This window comes from Aquamicrobium soli, from assembly GCF_042646345.1.
Classification (GTDB): Bacteria; Pseudomonadota; Alphaproteobacteria; order Rhizobiales; family Rhizobiaceae; genus Mesorhizobium; species Mesorhizobium soli_A.
In genome coordinates, this window is the sequence record NZ_JBHRTK010000006.1 from 100,671 (window position 1) to 121,313 (window position 20,643).

Genomic DNA, 20,643 nt, shown 5'->3' on the forward strand with positions numbered 1-20,643 from the left:
GAAAAGACCTGATTTGAGCCGCGTCAGGGCATGGCCGCCGCCACGGTGCTTACCCCGGCAGGGCAGCCGACGGTTCCGGCCGGCCGGAGATTGTCGAGGAACTGCTGCGTGCAGGCAGCCCAGCTGAAGGCCAGCGCAGTGGCGCGCGCCGCCTCGCGCGGCACCTCGAGCGCCGCCAGCGCCGCAGTGTGCAGGTCCGCCGCCAGCACGCCGCCGCTGCCGACGATGTCCTTGGGGCCGGTGACGGGGAAGGCCGCGACCGGGCAACCGCTGGCCAGCGCCTCCAGCACGACGTTGCCGAACGTGTCGGTGAGGCTCGGGAACACGAACACGTCGACCGAGGCATAGATCTGCGCCAGTTCCCCGGTGGGCAGCGCGCCCAGGAAATACGCGCCCGGATAGCGGTTCCTGAGGGCCGGCAGTTCCGGGCCGTCGCCGACCACCACCTTGCTTCCCGGCAGGTCGAGGTCGAGGAAGGCCGGCAGGTTCTTTTCCACCGCCACCCGGCCGACGCTGAGGAAAATCGGGCGCGGCAGGTCGAGTTCGCGACGCCGCCCGGGGTTGAACAGCTCGGCATCGACGCCGCGCGTCCACGGCCGGATGTTGCGGAAACCCCGGCGCGCGAGATCGTCGCCGAGCGAGGCGGTCGCCACCATGACGCCCTGTCCGGAATTGTGGAACTCGCGCAGCTTGCGATAGGTCCAGCGCTCCGGGAACGGCAGGCGCGCGCTGAGATATTCCGGGAACTTGGTGTGGTAGCTGGTGGTGAAGGCAAGGCCCTGCGCCAGGCAGGCCCGGCGCGCCAGTTGGCCGAGCGGCCCTTCCGTCGCGATATGGATGAAATCGGGCGCAGCCTCGGCGATCTGCCGGGCAACCTGCCGCGGCGTCGCCAGCGCCAGGCGGATATCCGGGTAGAACGGCATGGGGAAGGAGTGGAACCCGTCCGGCGTGATGAATGTCACCTCGATGCCGAGGCCGGCCAGCATTTCGGCAAGCTTGGACAAGGTGCGCACCACGCCGTTGACCTGCGGATGCCAGGCATCGGTGACGATGAGCACGCGGGCGCCCGCCGTCATGCCGCCCTCCTGCGCCATGGCAGCGGCAGCGGAACTGGCCCGGTGTTGAGCTTCTCGCTTCGGTCGGCCCAGTGGACGAGTTCCATATGGCCGTCGTCATGCTCGACGATCGCCGTGCAGCTTTCGACCCAGTCGCCGGTGTTGAGATAGGCGAGCCCGTCTATGTCGCGCTGCGCGGCGCTGTGGATATGGCCGCAGACCACGCCGTCGACGCCGCGGCGCCGCGCTTCCGCAGCCAGCGTCTCCTCGAAACGGCCGATGAAGCTGACGGCGTTCTTGACCTTGTGCTTGGCCCAGGCCGACAGCGACCAGTAGGTAAGCCCGAAGAAGCGGCGAACAGCGTTGATGCGCGTCGACAGCGCCAGCGCCGTCACATAGGCCCAGTCGCCGAAGAAGGCCAGCCAGCGCGCATGGCGCACTACCACGTCGAACACATCGCCATGGATGATGAGATAGCGCTTGTCGTCGGCGGCGACATGCAGCGCCGTCTCGCAGACCTCGATCCCGCCGAAATGCGTGCCGTAGAACTCGCGCAGGAACTCGTCGTGGTTGCCAGGCACGTAGACGACGCGGCTGCCCTTGCGCGCCTTGCGCAGCAGCTTCTGCACCACGTCGTTGTGGCTCTGCGGCCAGTACCAGCCCGAACGCAGCCGCCAGCCGTCGACGATGTCGCCGATCAGGTAGATGGTGTCGGCGTCATGATGCCTGAGGAATTCCAGCAGCGCCTCGGCCTGGCAGCCCTTGGTGCCGAGATGCACGTCCGAAAGAAAGAGCGTGCGGTAGCGGCGTTCCCCGCCGTTCGAATCTGGATGAAGCGTGCCTGTCATGCCAAGGCTGTTGATCACGCCTGCGTGACAGGGCGATGACGGTGAGGGCGCGATCGGTGAAGTTCCGTTCCAATCCCCGCCTTCGGGCAGCCGATACCGGCCGCTAGAAATTTAACGATCCGCTTAGCGGGGCCTTCGTTTCTCGACGGTATAGAGCGCCCACTCGGTTATCTCCGACCAGGGGTCTTTATGCCTATCTGCCGCAAGTTCCTCCGTTCCGACGAAGGCTCGTTCGTGCCGGCGTTCGCGCTCAGCGTGATGCCGCTGCTGCTGGCACTGGGGATCGCGGTGGACTACACCTCGGCAACGACGGACCGCGCGCGCATGCAGAACGCACTCGACTCGGCGATCATCTCGATCACCACGATGGATCGGAGCGCCACCGACGCCGAGCGGCAGGTCAGTTTGCAGAAGGTCTACACGGCCAATGGCGGCCGCGGCACGGCCAGGCTGGAATCCGTCAGCTTCGACGCCGACAACACGATGCACGCCAGCACATCGGCCAGCTACGCCATGCCGACCAATTTCATGAGCCTCGCCAACATCAACAACGTGAGGATCGACGTCGCCACCTCCGTCAGGAAGAAGCCGGGACTGGTGAACGCCGAGTTCAACATCGATCATGTTTCCGGGTACTGGGGAAAGACCATGACCCTTTACGGAACACCGATCGGAAGCACGACCGCCAGCCCGCTCATGAAAATCGAGTACGCATACAGGGAATTCAAATTCACTTATTCTGTCGGCACGGGAAACAAGAAGAAAAATTATTCAGTCAACGAGCCGAAGGGCTACGGGACGTCCACCATCTATACCTACAACGGCAGCACCGCCACGAAAGTCGGCCAGCAGACATGCACGACAACCGCCTCCTTTGACGCCCCGAAGCCGGCGGCCGGAATCTACACGAGCTCCGGATATGACGGCAGCGACCCGCAGAAGCCGACCGTATATTTCTCGGTGACCTGCCCCGCGACGACGGGAGCGTCGGTCGATGTCAGCAACATGAGCGACCTTTACCTGCAGATGGATGTGCCTGCCGCAGCCACCAGAACGCCAAAGCAACCTACCCTTTTGAAGTCCAACGACCCCGGAACCTCCAACCGGCTCTATATCGGCGACCCGAAGGATCCGGAAAAGCTGGTCGAAGTCATCAAGGGCAAGGTCGTCGACATCTTCACGGCGGTGCCTTGCGGAGAAACCAGCAACCAGGCCTGGGAGGACGGCGGCAACGACGTTCCGGCCGCTTCTTCCAACGCCGACTTTTTCTACAACGTCACCGGCAAGTGCGATTTCACCAAGCGCCCGACGACGACCAGCCTCGTCCAGTAACCGCGCGCAACGCCTGCCCCGTACCCGCGTCGAGCCTCAAAGCAGCGAGGCGATGCCGTCCGGTTCCAGCGCGCCGCCGCGCCGCACGATTTCGGCCGCTTTCAGGCTGCCCGCCTGCAGGCGCACGATCGGCTCGTGGCCGAGCCGGTTGAGGAGGATGCCCATATGGCCGCGTCCCGGTTCGGCTTGCGGGCAGATTCGGCATCCGAGCGCGCGCGCCACAGGCCGGTCCACGTCGCCCCAGAACTGCGCCAGCAGCGCCCCGGGCGCCTTGGCGGCGATTATCTTCAGGGCAGCGATGCCGAGCGGTTCGTCGCGCGGCTGAAGCGAAAGGACGACGACGTCCCAGGGCGCCCCCGGCAGGTCGGCAACCCGATGGAAGAGGCTCGCGGCGGCGCCCGCCTCGCTGAGCCCGCCGACGAGGAAGTCGGCGAAAGGATTGTCGCACAGCACTGCGATCCGCTTGCCGGCCGCGATCATTCCGGCATCGCGCAACAGGCATACCAGCAGCGGGCCGAGGAACGGAAACACCGCGACATCGGCGTGGCGCTCGTTGACGGCGGCGACGCGAACGCCGCGCTCGCGGCAGGCGGCCAGGTCGAGATCGCTGCCGCGGAACTCCCACGCCTCGAACATGAGCGCGATGACGGCCTGCGGCGGCAAACGGTCCACCATGTCGCCGGTGATCGGTCGGAGGCGGCCGGAATTGGTCAGGATATCGCAGCGCCGCAGGCATGAAGCGGAAACGGTGTCGGCAAAGGTGATGCGGCGCTCGACCCCGGCCATTTGCGCCAGTTGGCGGGTGGCCGCGATCGCCTCCTCGGCGCTGCCATGGTTGCGGGTGTGGCGGGCGCAGGCATGGACCCGCGCCCCGGCAAGGGCGGCGATCACCGCCGTCGAGGCATAGGCGCCGGTCGCTGCCTCCGTCACCACGGTGAGCCCGGCAAGGTCCAGGTCCAGGATGCGGATGCGCCGCTCGATGCTCTCCAGCATCGTCTGCGGAACGTCGCCGGCGGGCCGAACCAGTTCCAGCATCGCCATATCCTAGGCCACGTTGCGCGCGCGGCGCGGCGGCGCGACGGCGGCCGCGAGCACTTCCACCACCCGCATCTGGTCCTCATGCGCCATCTGCGCATAGAGCGGCAGGATGATCGAGCGATCGCGGGCCGCTTCCGAGCGCGGCAAGGCGAACGCCAGCGGCAGCCCGGCATAGGCCGGCTCCATGTGGATACACATGATGCCGCGCCGCGTGGCGATGCCGTGGTCGAGCATGGTCTGCATGACGGCGCGCTGGTCGATGCCCGGCCCCAGCCGGACGCAATAGCTCTGCCAGTTCGACAGCGCCCATTCGGGCTCGACTGGCGCGCCCAGCCCGTCGATGCCGGCGATGCACGAGGCATAGACGTCCGCCAGTGCACGGCGGTGGGAAACGATGTCGTCCAGCCGCTTCAGCTGTTCCCGCCCGACCGCAGCCTGGATATCGGTCATGCGGTAGTTGAAGCCGGGCACCGGATAGGTCTCGAAGATCACCTCGCGGCTGCCGTGGCGCACCGCGTCGGAAACCGACATGCCATGCTGGCGCCACAGGCGGAACAGCGCATCCCACTCAGGGTTGTTCGTCGTCAGCATGCCGCCGTCGCCGACGGTCAGCACCTTGCGCGGATGGAACGAGAAGCAGGCGATGTCGCCTTGCGGGGTGCCGATCGGCTTCCACCGCCCGTCCACGCGCATTTTGGAGCCGATCGCGCAGGCCGCGTCCTCGATGAGGGGAATGCCGTGGGCGCGCGCGACCCGCAGGATGGCCGGCATGTCGCACGGCATGCCCATCTGGTGCACGCACAGGATCGCCCTGGTGCGCGGCGTGATCGCGGCACCGATCAGCGCGGGGTCGATGTTGAAGCCGTCGGCCTCGATGTCGACGAATACAGGGGTTGCCCCGCACTGGCGGATCGCGTTGGCCGAAGCGATGAAGGTGTGGCTGACGGTCACCACCTCGTCGCCCTCGCCGACGCCCAGCGCCAGCAATGCCAGGTGAAGCGCTACCGTACAGTTGGCGACCGCGCAGGCATGGTCGGCGCCGACGCGCGCCGCGAACTCCTTTTCGAAGGCGGCGACCTGCGGGCCTTGCGTCAGCCAGCCCGACAGGACGACGCTGGCGGCCGCACCCGCCTCCTCCTGCCCGAGGAACGGCCTGGCGATCGGGATCATGACGCCATCTCCCGCACGGCATTCGCCCGCATCTCGCCGCGCCACCAGCCGACGAGATCGGCGATGCCCTCGTCGGGCGCCACCTTTGCCTCGAATCCGAGCCTGTCCCTTGCCGCCTCGACCGACGCCAGCCGGCGCGGCACCGGGTTGATCGCCCGCGCGTCCTGATGCACCGGCTTCAGGGCGGGCCGGCCCATGGCGCGGGCAAAGGTATCGGCCAAATCGAGCAGCGAGGTCTCGGTGCCGGAGCCGACATTGAAGACCGCGTCGCCGGCGGACGAGGTCGCCGCCAGCATGTTCGCCCGCGCCACATCGGTGACGTGGATCAGGTCCATGGTCTGCAAGCCGTCACCGAAGATCAGCGGCGGCTCGCCGGCCTCGATGCGCTCCATCCAACGCACCATCACCTCGGTATAGCGGCCGTGGATGTCCATGCGCGGCCCGTAGACGTTGAAATAGCGCAGCGCCACGTAATCGAGCCCGTACATGTCGTTGAAGGAGCGCAGCAATCCCTCGCCGAACGACTTCGCCGCGCCGTAGAGCGTGCGGTTGCCGTAGGGGTGGTGATCCTCGCCGGTCGGAAAGCTTTGGGCCATGCCGTAGATCGACGCCGAGGACGCCATCACGACCTTGCGGACCTTCTCCTCCACGCACTGCCTGAGCAGGTCGTAGGTGGCGTCGACCATCACTGCCATGGCCTCGTCCGGCTCGGCCGCGCAGTGGGTGATGCGCAGGGCCGCCTGGTGGAAGACCGTATCGCAGCCCGCCACCAGCGAGCGCATCAGCGCGCGGTCGCGGATGTCGCCGGTGACCAGTTCGACCCGCCCCGACGGCAGCGCCGACGCCAGGTTGGCGACCCTGCCGCGCACCATGTTGTCGATGACGACGATTTCGCCGCATCCGGCCGCGACGAGCTGGTCGACGATGTGCGAGCCGATGAAACCGGCGCCGCCGGTCACCAGAACGCGTTTTCCACGAAGAACGGTCAAGCAAACCTCCATGCGTCGGGAATCAGGCCGTCCTGGCCAGCGGCTGCGCGGTCGCCTCGTTCAGCGCGGCGATGACCTTGGCCACGCTGGCGTCCGCCAGTTCCGGATACAGGGGCAGCGAGAGCGTGTGCCGCGCCAGCGCCTCGCTGACCGGGAAATCGCCGGCGTGGTAGCCGAGCCCGGAATAAGCCGGCTGCAGGTGCACCGGCACCGGATAATGGATATTCGTCGCCACGTCGGCATCGGCGAGCAGGCCGCGCACGCGGTCGCGCTCCTCCACCTGCACGGCATAGACGTGGCAGGCATGGTCGAGCCCGAACGGCCCGGTGGGCAACCCGAGGTCCCCGAACAATCCGTCGTTGTAGAGGTTGGCGATGCGCCGGCGCTGGGCGTTCCAGCCATCGAGATAGCCGAGCTTGATGCCGAGCACCGCGCCCTGCACCGCATCCATGCGGAAATTGAAGCCGTGCCGCACGTGGTTGTACTTGCCCTCCTGCCCCCAGTCGCGCAGGGAGCGCACGGCGGCGGCGAGATCGGCCCGGTCGGTGGTGACGGCCCCGCCCTCGCCGCAGGCGCCGAGGTTCTTGCCGGGATAGAAGCTGAAGCAGCCGATATCGCCGAAGGCGCCGGCCCGCACGCCGTCGCGCTCGGCGCCATGCGCCTGCGCGGCATCCTCGATCACCACGAGGTCAAAGCGCCGGGCGGCCGCGCAGATGAAGGTCATGTCGGCCAGCCGCCCGTGCAGGTGTACCGGCACGACGGCTTTCGTGCGGCCGGTCACCTTCTCGGCAATACGCGTCGGGTCCATCGTCCAAGTCGCGGGATCGACATCCACGAAGACCGGCGTGGCGCCCGTATAGAGAATGGCCGCCACGGTGGCGACAAAGGTCGTCGGCACAGTGATCACCTCGTCGCCCGGCCCGATGCCGGCCGCAAGCAGCGCCAGGTGCAGCGCCGACGTGCCGGAATTCAGGGCAACCGCATGGCCGGTGCCGCAATAGCGCGCGAAGCTCGCCTCGAAGTCGGCCACCTTGTCGCCGAGCACGAAATTGCATTCGCGCATGGCGTCGAGCACCGCGTGTTCCAGTTGCGGGCCGATGATGCGGTATTGGGCACGCAGGTCGAGAAAGGGGATCATGATGCGTTTCTCAGGGAGCCGAGTTCGATGGGCTGGCCGCGCAGGGCCGTCGAGCGTGAGGCGGCGGCCAGCATCTCCACCACCCGCAACCCGCTCTCGCCGTCGGAAGGCGCGCGCTCGGCCGTCTCGACACTGCGCAGGAACTGCTCGATCTCGGTGATCAGCGCTTCCTTGGGCGAGATCGCAGGCGCCGACATCTCGCCCATGCGGTAGGAGATCAGCTTTTCGCGCAGGCTGTCGGCGCTTCCGGCAAGGTCGACGCCACGGTCGTAGATCTTCACCTTCTCACTGTTCTGCATGTCGTCATAAATGATCATGCGCTGGCTGCCGCCGATCAGCGTCTGCCGCACCTTGACCGGCGCCATCCAGTTGACGTTGAGATGCGCCAGCGCGCCGTTGTCGAAATAGACCGACAGATGCGCCATGTTCTCCGGCCGGTCGGGCAGGAAGGCCGCCGCGCTGGCGGTGATCGCCACCGGCTTGGCCTTGATCAGGAAATCGAGAATGGCGACATCGTGCGCCGCCAGGTCCCAGATGACGTTCACGTCGCGCTGGAACAGGCCGAGATTCACCCGGATCGAATCGTAGTAGTAGACCTCGCCGATCCGGCCGGCCTCGATCAGGTCATGAATGGTCTGCACCGCGCCGGTGTAGATGAAGGTGTGGTCGACCATCAGTATGAGCGAGCGGCGGGCCGCCTCCTCGACCAGCAGCGAAGCCTTGAAGGTGCTGTCGGTCATCGGCTTTTCGACCAGTACGTGCTTTCCGGCCTTCAGCGCCGCCAGCGCGATGTCGAAATGCGTGCTGACCGGGGTGGCGATGACGACGGCATCGACCCCCGGGTCGCCGATGACGTCGCGCCAGTCGGTCAACAGACGCGCCGAAGGATGGCGCCGCCCTGCCCGCTCCAGCGCGGCGGTGGAAAAATCGGCGATCGCGCGCAGCGCGACCGCGTCGACCTCGACCAGGGCCCGGGCAAGATTGGGACCCCAGTAGCCGTAGCCGATGACGCCTATGCCTGGCATGACTGGCTTTCTCCATTTGCGAGCGGGACATTGGGGCTGGAGCCGAAGGACTTGCCGCGGACATCGCCGATGACGCGCGCCGGAACGCCGGCCACGATGGCAAAGTCGGGCACGTCCTTCGTCACCACCGCGCCGGCGCCGACCAGCGCGTTTTCGCCGATGGTGACGCCGCACACGATGGTCGAGTTGGAGCCGAGCGCCGCTCCCCGCCGCACCAGCGTGGGCGTGCATTCCCAGTCGCCGTCGCGCTGCAGCGAGCCGTCCTCATTGGTGGCGCGCGGGTAAAGCCCGTTGGTGAACATCACCCCATGCGCCACCATGACCTCGTCTTCGATGGTCACGCCTTCGCAGACGAAGGAGTGCGAGGAAATCTTGCAGCGCGCGCCGATGCGGCTGTTCTTCTGGATTTCGACGAAGGGCCCGACGCGCGTGCCGGCGGCGATGGTGCAACCATAGATGTTGACCAGGTCGGGATAGAGAATGACGACATCGCCAGCGATGACGCTTGAAGTGATCGGCATGCTGCAATGCCTCCCCGGGCTGCCATGAACCGTCAATGCGCAGTTCTGGCCCGCGCACCGTTTCCAGTACCGGCTTTGCTGGGGGATGAAACGAGCCCAAAACGGGCGTCCTCCGATTGGAAGCGCGCTTACGCCTTATGGCTGGATGCCGGCTTGAACCGGCCTGCCGGCGGTAGGCGCAAGGCGACGTTTCGGGCCGTTGCGTGCGTATCGCCTTTCAGCGGCCGAAGGGTATGTCCGACCGCAACCGCCAGCGCCCCTGTCGGACAGGGCTACGCCAAAAGCGGTATCCCGGCCTGATATCATATTAGGTAGGCCAGCAATTACCCTACCGCATAAAAAAAGCGCATTTGGCAATTGCTCTATGAGGCTTGGGAAAATTCGTGGGGGGCTACCTTGATTATCTGCGATACGGGGGCAGATACGTACATTCAAAGTGGGGCGGCATTGATGTCTACAGACTTCCTCCCCTTTCCAGTAGCGTCGGCACTTCGACGTGAACAGGAAGAATGCGTCCGGGTGCTCATTTCCGAGGGCAGGTTTGGGCTAAGGCGTTACCGGGCAGGTGAAACGATCGTCGCGCAGGGCGATGACGAAACTCGTGCCTTTTTCATCCGGGACGGCTGGGGTTCCGTCAGCCGGAACCTGCGTGACGGCGAACGCCAGCTCATCGAGTTTCCGATCGCCGGCGACATCCTGGACTGCTCGGTAACCGCGGTCGGCCACCAGGAAGAATTTTCCGCCCTGACGGACGTGACGCTGTGGGAAGGCCCCTCGACCCGGCTGCGCACGCTGGCGGAATGCGAGAAGGCGGTTGCCACCTTCCTGACCCATGCAAGCCGGCGAAGGCGCTGCACGCTCGTGGAACGGCTGATCGACCTCGCCAAGCGCGACGCCGGCATGCGCATCGCCCACTTCCTGCTGGAGTTGGGGGTGCGCCTCGCCCTGAACGGGGTGGGAAGCCACAAGGGCTACCAGTGCCCGCTGACCCAGCAGGACCTGGCCGACACGCTCGGCCTCACTCCCATTCACGCCAACAGGATGCTGCGCGACGCCCGCACGCTCGGATTGTATGAGTTCCGCCGCGGGCACGTCGAGTTCCTCGACTACGCCGCGACCGTGGAGTACGCCGATTTCGATGCCGACTTCCTGACCAGGGCGGGCTTGTTCCCGGCGTCGATCGCGGGGTCACGCCCGGACAGCAAAAGTAAATTATTCCTTAAGGAAAATGAGTAACAGTTAATAAATGTTATAAACGCCGATAGATATCATGGCATGATACAACCATAGGTCTACGCCTATACGCATGAATAGTCGTGTAAACCAGAATGGGTGGTATCATGAATAAAATCTCGCCAGGTGGCTTCGGCCCCGATCTGAACCATATGACTATCTCGGGGCGGCAAGTAAACGAAGAAGAGGTCGACAATAACATAGCGACCGATGGGGAACCCAATATACTCGTTATCGACTCGCGTGTGCTTGACCGGGAGTGCTTCTGTGGCTTCCTGCGATCCCACGAGCAGAAATTCCACGTCACGGCCTTCGGGTCGCGGGAAGAATGGCTGGCCAGCGGCGGCGCTTCCCACCCTGTTTCGGTCGTCGTTCTCAGCATCGGCGGACTAAAGCTGTCCGACCCGCAAACCGCCACCAGCATCCGGCAGGCGGCCTCCGACTTCGCCCCGATCCCGGTGGTCATTCTTGGCGACGGCGAGGAGCTGAAGCATATCCTGCGCGCCCTCGAATGCGGCGCCCGCGGCTATATTCCGTCCTCCGTCGGTCTCGCCGTCTGCATCGAGGCCATCAAGCTGGCGATCGCCGGCGGCATCTTCATCCCGGCAAATCCGGTCATGGCCATGAGCAAGATGATCGACGGCGGCGATACCGAGCAGCATTTCGCCGGCATGTTCACGCCGCGCCAGGCCGACGTGGTGATGGCGCTGCGGCGCGGCAAGGCCAACAAGATCATCGCCTATGAGCTCAACATGCGCGAGAGCACCGTCAAGGTCCATATCCGCAACATCATGAGAAAGCTCAGGGCAACCAATCGAACCGAGGTCGCCTACAAGATAAACGATCTTCTCATTCCCGAGACGCTTGCACATCCCTGATCGCCACGCGGCGATCACAAGCCAGATAGCAAAACCGGCCTTTGCCCATGCGAAGGCCGGTTTCGGCGTAACCCAGCGCGCTTCCCCTACCTCAAGAATATCTCGGAATCCCTGAACCCGTACAAGGCGTGCCGGCGCGGATCGACCTTGTTGACCACGACCAGCGTCTCCGACCCGCCGAGGCCTTCCAGACGCTGCGCCGCCAGTTCGACGCTGCGACGGTGCGTCCTGCCCCACTGCACGACCAGCAGCGCCGCCTCCGTCATGCTTGCCAGATAGGCGGTATCGGTCGAACCCAGGATCGGCGCGCTGTCGACGATGAGCAGCCGGCCGCTCGCCTTGGCCATTGCCGCGATCTCTCCCAGGCCGGCGAGGTCGGGCCGCTTGCGCTGGCTCGGCGCGCCGCGCGCGATGAAATCGATGCCGCTGTTGCTGTGGTGATGGATGATATCGCCGAGACCCGCCTCGCCGGTCAGGAATTCGTTCAGGCCGGTCCTGATACCGGATTTCATCAGCGAGCCCAGGTCGCCGCTGCGCAGGTCGCCGTCGACCAGAAGCACGCTCCTTCCGGTAGCGGCCAGTTCGATCGCCAGCGAGCGCGCGACCAGCGTCTTGCCCTCTCCGGCATGCGCCGAGGTAACCAGCACGCTGCCCGGTAACTGGCCCGCGTTGGCCTGTTTCAGCGCCATCACCATGGCGCGGACGGATTCCGAGAACAGCCCGCCCTCGCTTTCGCCGAAGACGAGGGGCAGGTTCTTGCCCGCCCGTTCGCTCAGCACCGGCAGCAGCCCCGCCGGCATCGTGTTGGCAATGCCGTCAAGCTGCTCGTGGCTGCGTACCGACTTGTCCATCATCTCGAGGACGAAGGCCGCGGTGACGCCGAGCGATAGCGACGCCAGCATCGTGGCGAGCAGGTAGAACAGCCGTCCGCGGCCCTCCGGGCGCAGCGGCAGGGTGGCCGCGGAAAGGACTTCCACCTCGACGGCCGGCACGGCCGCCTGCGCCACAAGGTCGCGTTCCTGCTCCTGCAGCTTGTCCAGCGCCGTCTGTTCCGTATCGGCGATGCGCGAAAGCCGCGCCAGTTCGGTCTGCGCCATGGCCGAGCGGGAAAGCCGGGCTCGCGCATCCGCCAGCGCCTGCCCCGCCTCGTGCTCCTGCCGGTCGAAGGCCGCCAGCCGGGCGCGCTGGGCCTGGAGGTAACGGTTGATCTCGAAATCGAGGTCGCCCTTGATCTTGAGCAGTTCGGCGCGCAGGGCGACCACCTGGTCCGACCGCTCGCCATAGGTCCGCAGCAGGCTGTCGAGGTCCTTGTTCCTGCTCTCCAGCTTGCGTTGCAGCCCGCCGATGCTGTCGGGCACGTCGATCCGGGCAATGGCCTCGTCGCTCCCGCTTCCCAGGGCCGAAATCGCCGTGGCCGTATCGGTACGCTGCCGCGCGATGTCGGCGAGACGCGAGCTCAGATCCGCCACCGACCTGATATCCTCGGCCTGCGCGTCGTTGGAAACCACGCCCGCCGCCTCGCGGGTGCGGGTGGCGGCCGCGCGCGCCGCGTCCACCCGCTCCTGCTGTCGCGCCACGCGCTGGCGAATCCAGCCGATCGCCGTGTCGAGATCGTTGCGCGTTCCGGCCCGGCGCTCGTCAAGATAGATGTCGAGCAGCCGGTTGGGCACGGCGGCCGCCAGTTCGGGATCCATCGAATTGAAGCCTATGCGGATGACGTCCGACCCCGTATCGCGCCCTATATCGAGGGCACGGTAATATTCGGGAATGATGAGCTCAATGCCCGCCGGCGCGGCCGTGGCCGGCTTGCCGCTGTCGATCAGGCCTCGCAACGCCCCACGCGCGGTATCGAGCCACGAGCCAGGGCGCAAGGCCGGGTTGAACTCGGCCCTTTCCTCGAGATGCAGTTCCCGGATCACCCGCTCGGCGATCCGCCGGGAAAGCAGGCGCTCCATCTCGGACGTGGTGTTGAGCGCAGCCGCCGCCGTCCCCGTATTCGTATCCAGCACCGAGACCAGCGGGGCATGCACCATCAGCCGCGATTCCGCGTGGTAGACGGACTTCTGCCGCAGGATCATCGGCACCGCCGCCAGGACGATCAGGGCGCTGACCAGCACGATCGTCAGCAGCCGGCGCCGCACCAGCCGCAAGGCCGACAAAAGGTCGAACTCGCCCGGCCCGGATTCGAACGGGCTCGGCGGCTCGCGCCGCATCAGCACGCGCGGCACCTTGCGGGGGGTCGGCATCAGAACGGTCATCGGGCATGAACCCTTGCTTGATCCTGGCTCAGGATCGCCTCGTAAAATGCCTCCAGCCGAAGCTGGTAGGCGGCCATGCTGAACCGGGACAGGTATGCCTCGCGCGCCCGTGCCGAGAGGCCGTTGCGCAGGTCCGGATCGGACACCAGCCGCGCCAGCGTGCCGGCCAGCGCGGCCTCGTCGCCCACCGGCACGAAAAGCCCGTTCTCGCCATCGATGACGGCCTCTTCATGCGCGCCGACGCGGGTGGTGACCACGCTCAGCCCATGCGCCAGCCCCTCGATCACCGCCATCGCCATGCCTTCGGCATGCGACGGCAGGACCAGGATGTCGGCGTTCTGGCACAGGGTGCGCGTCTGCCCGCTATCCAGCCAGCCCGGCATCTCTACCCTGCCGGACAGGCCGAGCGCCGCCGCCTGCTCCCGGTAGGCCGCGACCGGCCCGTCGCCGGCGATGACCCCCCGCCACCGCAAACCGGCCATCGCCGGGCTGGCGAGTGCCGACAACAGTTCGGGCACGCCCTTGCGTTCGCTCAGCCGGCCGAGAAACAGGATCAGCGGTGCCGGCGCGATGCGCAGCGTCCTCGGGCCGGGGTCCGGCACGCAATTATGGAAGATTTCGATGCGGCGGCCATCGACCCCGAGCAGGGTTTCCAGCATCATGCGGTCGCCATTGCCGAGGACGATCACCCGGTCCGCCCCCCGGAACATGGCGCGCACGAGCCGCCTCTGGCGGGGCGAACGGGCGGCGAAGTCGTCGGCATAGGCATAGTCGTGCAGATGCAGGACATGAACGCAGCCCAGCGTGCGCGCCGCCCCCGCCAGCACCAGCTTGCGCGCCGTGCTGCCGCGCCCGGCAACGTGGATATGATGGATGCGGCCAGGCACGAACAGCCGGTCCAGCGCCATCGACAGGATGGCCCAGGCCAGCCGCACCAGCGATATGGGCGCAAACCAGCGCGGGCCGCGCGTATCGGTGACCCGGTGTGCCACCCGGCTTTCGTCGGCCGTCGCGACGATGTAGCCGACCAGGCGGCCGATACCGCCGCCGTTCTCGCACCCACCGGCCACATAATGGCGCACCCGCACCACCCGACTGCCCGGCGCGCCGGGTCGGGCCTCGGCAGTGACCGCACGCATCGCAACGGGGGGTTCGCTATACGGACTCACGCGCATGAGCGAACCACCGTTCGGTAGAGGGTGGCGGCGGCGGCGCCGATGGTCTCGGGGGCATTGGGGCCGTTTGCCCAGGAGAGCGCATTGGCTCCGAGCTCGTCCCTGAGCGTGGCGCTTTCCGCCAGCATCCGGATGGCGCGAGCCAACTGTTCGGGATCGCCTGGCGGAACCACGAGGCCGATCCCGTTGGGCTCCACGCTGGCGCGCAGTTCGCCGACATCGGTCACGATCACCGGTTTACCGAAGGCGGCCGCGAGGTTGAGGACACCGCTCTGCGACGCCTCGACATAGGGAAGCACCACCATGTCGGCATCGAGGAAAAGCTGGGCGACCTCCTTGTCCTCGATATAGCCACGGCGGATATCGTAGCGTTCCGGCCGGCCCATCAACTCGCGGAACGCCCAGGGATCGTCGCCGCGCCCCGCGATCGTCAGCCGCATTTCGGGCAGCGCATCCTTCAGCGCCGCTTCGGCGCGGATCAGTTGCTCCAGCCCCTTGTAGGCGAAGATCCGGCCGAACATCAGCACGCGCAGCGTGCCGTCCTCCGGGCGGCGCGCCAGGTTTTCACGGCGCGCCAGTTCGCAGTAGCGCACGATGGCCGGATGCGACAGCACATGCACGCGATCCGGCGGCTTCGCATAGCGATCGAGCGCGATGCGGCGCAGCCCCTCGCCATGCACCACGACATGGTCGGATTGCCGCACGATCAGGTCCTTCGACCAGCGCGGCAACAGGCTGGTCTCGACATCGCCCGGATGCAGCGAAAGATCGTGGATGGTGGTGATTATCGGGATCGGCCGCCAGAACGGCGCGGCGAAGTTGAGCCACAGCGTGTTGTTGCTGAGAAGGTGGATGACGCTCGGGCGCTCGCGCCGGATCAGCCGCGTGAGGTTGAACAAGAAGCGCGGATTGGACAGCGCGCTGTGGCGCGGCCAGTCGAGCAGCCGCAGGTCGACGGCCGGATCGAACCAGCGGGCAAACGACGCATAGCGCCGATACGGAACGCCGAGCACCACCGGCAGATGATGCGCCAGCCCGTTCGCATAGGAAACGGTGTAGTCTTCGATATCCGCGGTGAGCAGCAGCGCCTTCATTCGAGCGCCTCCGACAGGCCGGGGCGACGGTGGGCGGCAGGCAGGTTCCAGGCCGTGCGCAGCGCGTCGCGGCTGCGCCGCAAAAGGTTCGGCTCGCCCGCGAAGCACAGCCCCTCTAAGGCGAGTTCGAGCCGCCGGTGCAGGCTAACGCCTGCCAGCCGCGCGGCGGCGACATGATACGGATAGTGATCGGCCAGCCGCACCCTTGCCGGCATGCCGTGTCCGGCGAGAAACCGGTTCGTCGCCTCCACGGTTTCACGCCAGTGCGCCATGCGCTTTTCCAGCATCGCCGCGTCGTCGACCGGCCGGTACCAGTTGTTGGCGTGGATGCGGTAGTAGCCGAGGCTGCCCGGCAACGCCGCCACGCGCCCGAAGAACGGATAGATGCCGGCCAGCCAGGCATCGGCGGAGATACGGAAATGCTCGGGGATGTCGCCGACCGCCTGCCAGGCGCTGCGGCGAACGGCGATGGCCGAGGTCATGGGAAAGGGCCACCAGCCCGCCGATCGCGCCAGCAGCCGGGAAAGGTCGCCGGTGCACAGCGTGCGCGGCACCGGCTTCAGCGTCGGCTCGCCGCCGACCAGCACCGGCTGCAACCGGTGATAGACCAGCGACGCGCCGGCATCGGCGCGGAATGCCGCAACGACGGCCGCCAGCTTTCCCGGCATCCACCAGTCATCCGCATCGAGGAAGCAGATGATCTCGCCCCGGCTGGCCCTGACGCCGGTGTTGATCGCGGCAGCCTGGCCCCGATTTTCCTGCAAGACGATTTTCGCCCGGCCCCTGAAATCGTCCAGGACCTCGCGGGACCGGTCGCTCGAGCCGTCGTCCACCACGATCACCTCGGCGTCGACGCCGGCCTGCGACAGGGCGCTGGCGACGGCACGGGGCACGAACCGCGCGTAATTGTAGTTGTTCACGACGACGCTGGCGGCGGGGCGCTCCATCGTGGCTCTCCCCACGGCGGCCATCATCCGGCGGCGTCCATCGACACCGAAACGTCCAATACGTCACCCGGCAGGACCTGCGTATCCATCTGCGCGTTTATCGTCTGGTCCCGACCTTCGGTCGTGCGGTGGATGACCACGACGGCTTCCGCGGCCTTGTCGGCACGCTCCGACAGGCTGACCCCGGCATTGAGGATTTCGGTCGAAAGGGCGTCGAGTTCCGCCTTCAGCCGGACCCGGTCGAGCATTGCGTCGCGCAATTGCTGGCGGATATCGATCCGCCACTTGACGTCGGCGGCGCTGAGCTCATGCTCCGCCGTCGAGCGGCTCTGGCGCGCCCGCGCCGTAAAAGCCTGGTTTTCGAGCAGATCCCGCGAGGCGCGCGATTCCTCGTGCTGCAATTCCTGCAGCTTGGGCAGCGGCATCAGACCCTTGTCCACCAGCGTGCGAGCCGCCTCGACCTGTTCCTTGTCGAGGTCGCGTTCCTTCTGCTGGAGGCTGGCCTGCTGGCCGAGCACGTCGATCTCGAGATCGAGCAGCGCCATCCCGTCGCGAAGCTCCGACTGGGTGCCGGACCAGGTTTTCAGCCGGTCGCGAAAGATCTGCTGGTCCAGCGACACCAGCGCATCGGCCTCCTGGGCGGGCACCGTGCCCGGCGAAACCGGTTTCGGCCCCTGCTCGTCGCGCGTCAGTTCCGCCTCGAGCCGGGCGATGCGGCTGTTGGCCTGGAGGAGCTGGTAGGACCCGGTCTGCCACTTGGCCCTCAGGCCGGGAATGTCCACCTTGAGCTTGTCCTCGTCGGAGCGGCCGAGCCCGCCCGCGAGGATGAGCGCATGGCGGACCGTCAGCCCCGGCTCGTAGTCGATGGCGCCCGGCCGGGCCACCTTGCCGCCGATGTAGAACGGACGGTACTTGGCGATGGCGACAAGTACGGTCGGCGCCTTGAGGATGTCCTGCTTGATGAGCACCGCCTCGATCCGCGCCCGCGCCGCATCGAGGTCCATGCCGGCGACCCGCACGATGCCGAGTTGCGGCAGCACGATGTCGCCATCGGCGTCGACCTTGCTGTCGCCGTCGAGCTTGGGCGCCTCGGCGATGGAAACATGAACGGTATCGCCCGGCGCGATCAGCATTTCGGCGGCGGCCGGCCAGGCGGCCATAGCCAGCACGCCGAGCCCGAAGGCTCTCGCGGCGATACGAAGCGTCGTGGAGAGGGAAGATCGAGCCATCGGGGTACCCTGCGCATGCACCGGCAAAACTGTATCGGGGGAGCGCCGCTTCCGAAAACTACGCCAATGGGCAATGCGCCGGGCAAGGCCGTCAGCCCTTCGGCGAGCCGACGCATAAGGGGCGGACGGGGCACCACCTTTGGAAGGCGCGCCTATCCGTTCGAGGTAGCCCGGGAACGACCGGCGCTATCTGCCGCCAGCCGGAACCCGACCGCCGGCGCCCTGCCGGACGCATCAGGCTTTTGAGGTAGGCGTGCCCCGAATAGGCCGGGTTGCCGGCACGGACGGCTAGGCCCGCGTGCCGGCTATCGGGCATCGGCGGTACGCAAAGCCCGCAAACGGCGTGGTTTCTCCCGGCGCTGTATCCGGAAGGCTGTGTAGGGCCGCATCGACCGCGAAAATATAGTGCCGGTCGATCTGGAGCGCGCAACCGCCGCTCCTTCCATTGAGAGCGCAAGGATGGAAACCATCGCGGTAAACCACCAGTCGCCCGCCGCCATGTCCTGGACCCGCCCAGGAGCGGCGAACGTGCTCGGGGTCAACATCTCCGCGGTCAACCTGTCGAGCGCAACCCGCCGCATCGAAAACGCCATTTCCCTCGGCAAGAAGGGCTATGTCTGCGTCCGCGATGCCCACGGCGTGATCCGCTGCCAGCGGGACGCGCGGCTGCGGGCGATCCACAACCACGCCTTCCTCGTCACCCCCGACGGCATGCCGCTGGTATGGGCGCTGAGGCGCGCCGGCTACGCGGATGCCGGCCGGGTCTACGGCCCGGACCTCATGCTCTCGCTGTTCCGGGCCGGCGAGGCGAGCGGCCTGCGTCATTTCCTCTACGGCGCGACGGCCGCAACGCTGGAGAAGTTGCAAACGCGCCTCCTGGAAAAATTCCCCAACGCCCGCATCACCGGCGCCTACGCTCCCCCCTTCCGCGCCCTTTGCCCGCAGGAAGAAGCGGGGATCGCCGAGCGGATCAACCGTTCGGGCACGGACATCGTCTGGGTCGGCCTCGGCAGCCCGAAGCAGGAACTGTGGATGGCTGAGATGCGCGGCAGGCTGGACGCCCCGATGCTGATCGGCGTCGGCGCCGCCTTCGACTTTCATGCCGGCCTCAAGCGGCAAGCCCCGAAGGCGATCCAGAAAAGCGGCCTGGAATGGGCGTTCCGGCTCGTACACGAGCCGCGCCGGCTGTGGCGGCGCTACGCCGTCACCGTGCCGGGCTTCATCTGCCTGAGCGCACTGCAGCGGCTCGGCCTCAGGCAGTTTCCGACCGACGACGCGCCCGGCGCCATCCGCGCCGCAACCGGGCAGGCCGCAGATGAGTGAAATTCATTTCGCCTCGTTCATCCCGGCCCCCTGGAGCCGGGCCGCATCCACCGCGCGCGGCAGCGTGGGAGCCCGCCTGCCGCGCCGGCTCACGCAGGTCGCCCTGGCCACGGGCGACGCCGGCGCGTTCGCGCTCGCCTATCTCGTTCTCATGCCGTTCGGCACCCTGATCGGCGGCGCGAATTTCGCCCGCGTCGCCATTCTCCTCGCGACCGCCGTCATCGTCCTCCATGCCTCCGCCCGGCTCTATCCGGGCTACCGGCTTCAGCCCTGCGAACAGCTTCGCCGCCGCGTGCTCGCCACCTGCAAGGTCGCGGCCATCGCCGCCTTCGCAGCGATGCTGCTGACGGAGCGGCCTCAACTGGCGCTGGCCGTCGTCGCCTTCCTCGCCCTCGGCCTGATCGGCCAGCCCTTCATGCACTGGGTCGCCATGCAGGCATGCCGGCGGCTCGGCCTGTGGGGCGAACGGGCCGTCATTCTCGCCGGGCCGAACCGGGCTCCTGCCCTGATCGACTATTTCACGCGGAACTGGCAGCACGGCCTGCGCCCGGTGCCGGCAGGCGCGCCGGACATGCCGGGCTCGACCGCAGCCTGCATTGCCGTGATCGCCGACGAAACCCTGCTCACGACTGCCGACCTTGCGACGGCGCGCCGGCATTTCTCCGAGATCGTGCTGCTTGCCGATACCCCCTATTTCAAGGTCGCCGGCCTTCGCCCCGCCGATATCGACGGGCAGTTCGGCCTCCGGCTCGCCACCGGCGAGCAACGTCCGGACTCGGCCCTTGCCCGCCGCGCGGCAGACCTGGCGATCGCCATTCCCGCCGCGCTCGTGTCCGCTCCCTTCCTGCTGCTGGCGGCGGCCGCCATCTATCTCGTCGATCCGGGACCTGTGTTCTTCCGGCAGCCGCGCGAGGGGCTGGCAGGCAGGACGATCCGCGTCCTCAAGCTGCGCACCATGTACCGCGACGCCGAGCAGCGCCTGGAGGCCCTGCTGGCCACGGACGCCGCCGCGCGCACCGAATGGTCGACGCATTTCAAGCTGAAGCAGGACCCGCGCATTCTGCCGGTGGTCGGGCACCTGCTGCGCTCGACCAGCCTGGACGAGCTGCCGCAACTGGTGAACGTCATCGCCGGCGACATGGGCATCGTCGGGCCGCGGCCTTTCCCCGAGTACCATCTCAACGCGATGAACGCCGAGTTCCGCCACCGGCGGCGCTCGGTCATCCCCGGCCTCACCGGCCTGTGGCAGATTTCCGAACGCAGCGACGCCGACCTCGAACTGCAGCGGCAACTGGACGAGTTCTACATCGACAACCGGTCGCCCTGGTTCGACGGACACATCGTCCTTCGCACCATACCCGCCATCTTCAGGCGCAGCGGCGCATAGCGA

Annotated in this window: 18 protein-coding genes; 5 read left to right on the forward strand and 13 right to left on the reverse strand. The window is 67.0% G+C overall.

What is annotated here, in order from left to right; translation table 11 throughout:
- Positions 1-23 precede the first annotated feature (23 nt).
- Positions 24-1,076, reverse strand: coding sequence for a glycosyltransferase family 4 protein (locus ACFOHJ_RS05725; RefSeq protein WP_378219400.1), 1,053 nt, complete (start codon positions 1,074-1,076; stop codon positions 24-26).
- Positions 1,073-1,903 carry a UDP-2,3-diacylglucosamine diphosphatase gene (locus ACFOHJ_RS05730; RefSeq protein ID WP_378219402.1) on the reverse strand — a complete coding sequence of 277 codons (831 nt, stop codon included), beginning with the start codon at positions 1,901-1,903 and terminating at the stop codon, positions 1,073-1,075. Before ACFOHJ_RS05730 ends, ACFOHJ_RS05725 begins: the two co-directional genes overlap by 4 nt.
- A 189-nt stretch (positions 1,904-2,092) precedes the next feature.
- Here ACFOHJ_RS05730 and ACFOHJ_RS05735 point away from each other — a divergent pair, with 189 nt between their 5' ends.
- Positions 2,093-3,235: a TadE/TadG family type IV pilus assembly protein gene (locus tag ACFOHJ_RS05735; RefSeq protein WP_378219404.1), complete on the forward strand. Its 1,143-nt coding sequence runs from the start codon at positions 2,093-2,095 to the stop codon at positions 3,233-3,235.
- A gap of 36 nt (positions 3,236-3,271) precedes the next feature.
- Here ACFOHJ_RS05735 and ACFOHJ_RS05740 read toward each other — a convergent pair whose 3' ends face one another.
- From ACFOHJ_RS05740 to ACFOHJ_RS05765, 6 genes are read right to left on the reverse strand one after another with little or no spacing between them, the layout of a single operon-like run.
- Positions 3,272-4,270 carry a hypothetical protein gene (locus tag ACFOHJ_RS05740; protein WP_378219406.1) on the reverse strand — a complete coding sequence of 333 codons (999 nt, stop codon included), beginning with the start codon at positions 4,268-4,270 and terminating at the stop codon, positions 3,272-3,274.
- A 9-nt stretch (positions 4,271-4,279) separates the two neighbouring features.
- Positions 4,280-5,443, reverse strand: a complete 1,164-nt coding sequence (locus tag ACFOHJ_RS05745; RefSeq protein WP_378219408.1) for a DegT/DnrJ/EryC1/StrS family aminotransferase — start codon at positions 5,441-5,443, stop codon at positions 4,280-4,282.
- Entirely contained in the window at positions 5,440-6,444 is a 1,005-nt protein-coding gene (locus tag ACFOHJ_RS05750; protein ID WP_378219410.1) for an SDR family NAD(P)-dependent oxidoreductase, read from the reverse strand. The genes ACFOHJ_RS05745 and ACFOHJ_RS05750 overlap by 4 nt, the downstream gene beginning before the upstream one ends.
- 10 nt (positions 6,445-6,454) lie before the next feature.
- Positions 6,455-7,570, reverse strand: a complete 1,116-nt coding sequence (locus ACFOHJ_RS05755) for a DegT/DnrJ/EryC1/StrS family aminotransferase (protein WP_378219412.1) — start codon at positions 7,568-7,570, stop codon at positions 6,455-6,457.
- Entirely contained in the window at positions 7,567-8,595 is a 1,029-nt protein-coding gene (locus tag ACFOHJ_RS05760) for a Gfo/Idh/MocA family protein (protein WP_378219414.1), read from the reverse strand. The genes ACFOHJ_RS05755 and ACFOHJ_RS05760 overlap by 4 nt, the downstream gene beginning before the upstream one ends.
- Positions 8,583-9,116: an acyltransferase gene (locus ACFOHJ_RS05765; RefSeq protein ID WP_378219416.1), complete on the reverse strand. Its 534-nt coding sequence runs from the start codon at positions 9,114-9,116 to the stop codon at positions 8,583-8,585. The genes ACFOHJ_RS05760 and ACFOHJ_RS05765 overlap by 13 nt, the downstream gene beginning before the upstream one ends.
- Positions 9,117-9,566: 450 nt before the next feature.
- On the opposite strand from ACFOHJ_RS05765, the gene ACFOHJ_RS05770 reads away from it, so the two are divergent.
- Both ACFOHJ_RS05770 and ACFOHJ_RS05775 read left to right on the forward strand, forming a co-directional pair.
- Positions 9,567-10,352 (forward strand): Crp/Fnr family transcriptional regulator, encoded by a 786-nt coding sequence (locus ACFOHJ_RS05770; RefSeq protein ID WP_378219418.1) that lies wholly within the window; start codon positions 9,567-9,569, stop codon positions 10,350-10,352.
- Between the two features lie 242 nt (positions 10,353-10,594).
- A complete protein-coding gene (locus ACFOHJ_RS05775) occupies positions 10,595-11,227 on the forward strand; it encodes a response regulator transcription factor (RefSeq protein WP_378219420.1) in 633 nt (210 codons plus the stop codon).
- An 86-nt stretch (positions 11,228-11,313) separates the two neighbouring features.
- On the opposite strand, the gene ACFOHJ_RS05780 is transcribed toward ACFOHJ_RS05775, so the two are convergent.
- The 5 genes from ACFOHJ_RS05780 to ACFOHJ_RS05800 are packed head-to-tail and all read right to left on the reverse strand — an operon-like array spanning position 11,314 to position 17,930.
- Positions 11,314-13,485: a GumC family protein gene (locus ACFOHJ_RS05780; protein ID WP_378219421.1), complete on the reverse strand. Its 2,172-nt coding sequence runs from the start codon at positions 13,483-13,485 to the stop codon at positions 11,314-11,316.
- Positions 13,482-14,624, reverse strand: a complete 1,143-nt coding sequence (locus ACFOHJ_RS05785; protein WP_378219423.1) for a glycosyltransferase family 4 protein — start codon at positions 14,622-14,624, stop codon at positions 13,482-13,484. The genes ACFOHJ_RS05780 and ACFOHJ_RS05785 overlap by 4 nt, the downstream gene beginning before the upstream one ends.
- Positions 14,625-14,650: 26 nt before the next feature.
- On the reverse strand, positions 14,651-15,754 hold the full coding sequence (locus ACFOHJ_RS05790; RefSeq protein ID WP_378219425.1) for a glycosyltransferase family 4 protein: 1,104 nt from the start codon (positions 15,752-15,754) through the stop codon (positions 14,651-14,653).
- Positions 15,751-16,701 carry a glycosyltransferase family 2 protein gene (locus ACFOHJ_RS05795; protein ID WP_378219427.1) on the reverse strand — a complete coding sequence of 317 codons (951 nt, stop codon included), beginning with the start codon at positions 16,699-16,701 and terminating at the stop codon, positions 15,751-15,753. The genes ACFOHJ_RS05790 and ACFOHJ_RS05795 overlap by 4 nt, the downstream gene beginning before the upstream one ends.
- A gap of 23 nt (positions 16,702-16,724) precedes the next feature.
- Entirely contained in the window at positions 16,725-17,930 is a 1,206-nt protein-coding gene (locus ACFOHJ_RS05800) for a polysaccharide biosynthesis/export family protein (RefSeq protein WP_378219429.1), read from the reverse strand.
- A gap of 498 nt (positions 17,931-18,428) precedes the next feature.
- On the opposite strand from ACFOHJ_RS05800, the gene ACFOHJ_RS05805 reads away from it, so the two are divergent.
- The gene (locus ACFOHJ_RS05805; RefSeq protein WP_378219612.1) at positions 18,429-19,253 is read left to right on the forward strand and encodes a WecB/TagA/CpsF family glycosyltransferase; all 825 of its coding nucleotides are present in this window, start codon (positions 18,429-18,431) and stop codon (positions 19,251-19,253) included.
- The gene (locus ACFOHJ_RS05810) at positions 19,246-20,640 is read left to right on the forward strand and encodes a sugar transferase (RefSeq protein ID WP_378219431.1); all 1,395 of its coding nucleotides are present in this window, start codon (positions 19,246-19,248) and stop codon (positions 20,638-20,640) included. Before ACFOHJ_RS05805 ends, ACFOHJ_RS05810 begins: the two co-directional genes overlap by 8 nt.
- The last annotated feature ends 3 nt before the right edge of the window (positions 20,641-20,643 follow it).

Bases quoted from the DNA above. Each gene is read 5' to 3' on its own strand.
- ACFOHJ_RS05725 (WP_378219400.1), bottom strand. From the start codon at position 1,076: ATGACGGCGGGCGCCCGCGTGCTCATCGTCACCGATGCCTGGCATCCG.
- ACFOHJ_RS05730 (WP_378219402.1), bottom strand. From the start codon at position 1,903: ATGACAGGCACGCTTCATCCAGATTCGAACGGCGGGGAACGCCGCTAC.
- ACFOHJ_RS05735 (WP_378219404.1), top strand. From the start codon at position 2,093: ATGCCTATCTGCCGCAAGTTCCTCCGTTCCGACGAAGGCTCGTTCGTG.
- ACFOHJ_RS05740 (WP_378219406.1), bottom strand. From the start codon at position 4,270: ATGCTGGAACTGGTTCGGCCCGCCGGCGACGTTCCGCAGACGATGCTG.
- ACFOHJ_RS05745 (WP_378219408.1), bottom strand. From the start codon at position 5,443: ATGATCCCGATCGCCAGGCCGTTCCTCGGGCAGGAGGAGGCGGGTGCG.
- ACFOHJ_RS05750 (WP_378219410.1), bottom strand. From the start codon at position 6,444: ATGGAGGTTTGCTTGACCGTTCTTCGTGGAAAACGCGTTCTGGTGACC.
- ACFOHJ_RS05755 (WP_378219412.1), bottom strand. From the start codon at position 7,570: ATGATCCCCTTTCTCGACCTGCGTGCCCAATACCGCATCATCGGCCCG.
- ACFOHJ_RS05760 (WP_378219414.1), bottom strand. From the start codon at position 8,595: ATGCCAGGCATAGGCGTCATCGGCTACGGCTACTGGGGTCCCAATCTT.
- ACFOHJ_RS05765 (WP_378219416.1), bottom strand. From the start codon at position 9,116: ATGCCGATCACTTCAAGCGTCATCGCTGGCGATGTCGTCATTCTCTAT.
- ACFOHJ_RS05770 (WP_378219418.1), top strand. From the start codon at position 9,567: ATGTCTACAGACTTCCTCCCCTTTCCAGTAGCGTCGGCACTTCGACGT.
- ACFOHJ_RS05780 (WP_378219421.1), bottom strand. From the start codon at position 13,485: ATGACCGTTCTGATGCCGACCCCCCGCAAGGTGCCGCGCGTGCTGATG.
- ACFOHJ_RS05785 (WP_378219423.1), bottom strand. From the start codon at position 14,624: ATGCGTGCGGTCACTGCCGAGGCCCGACCCGGCGCGCCGGGCAGTCGG.
- ACFOHJ_RS05790 (WP_378219425.1), bottom strand. From the start codon at position 15,754: ATGAAGGCGCTGCTGCTCACCGCGGATATCGAAGACTACACCGTTTCC.
- ACFOHJ_RS05795 (WP_378219427.1), bottom strand. From the start codon at position 16,701: ATGGAGCGCCCCGCCGCCAGCGTCGTCGTGAACAACTACAATTACGCG.
- ACFOHJ_RS05800 (WP_378219429.1), bottom strand. From the start codon at position 17,930: ATGGCTCGATCTTCCCTCTCCACGACGCTTCGTATCGCCGCGAGAGCC.
- ACFOHJ_RS05805 (WP_378219612.1), top strand. From the start codon at position 18,429: ATGTCCTGGACCCGCCCAGGAGCGGCGAACGTGCTCGGGGTCAACATC.
- ACFOHJ_RS05810 (WP_378219431.1), top strand. From the start codon at position 19,246: ATGAGTGAAATTCATTTCGCCTCGTTCATCCCGGCCCCCTGGAGCCGG.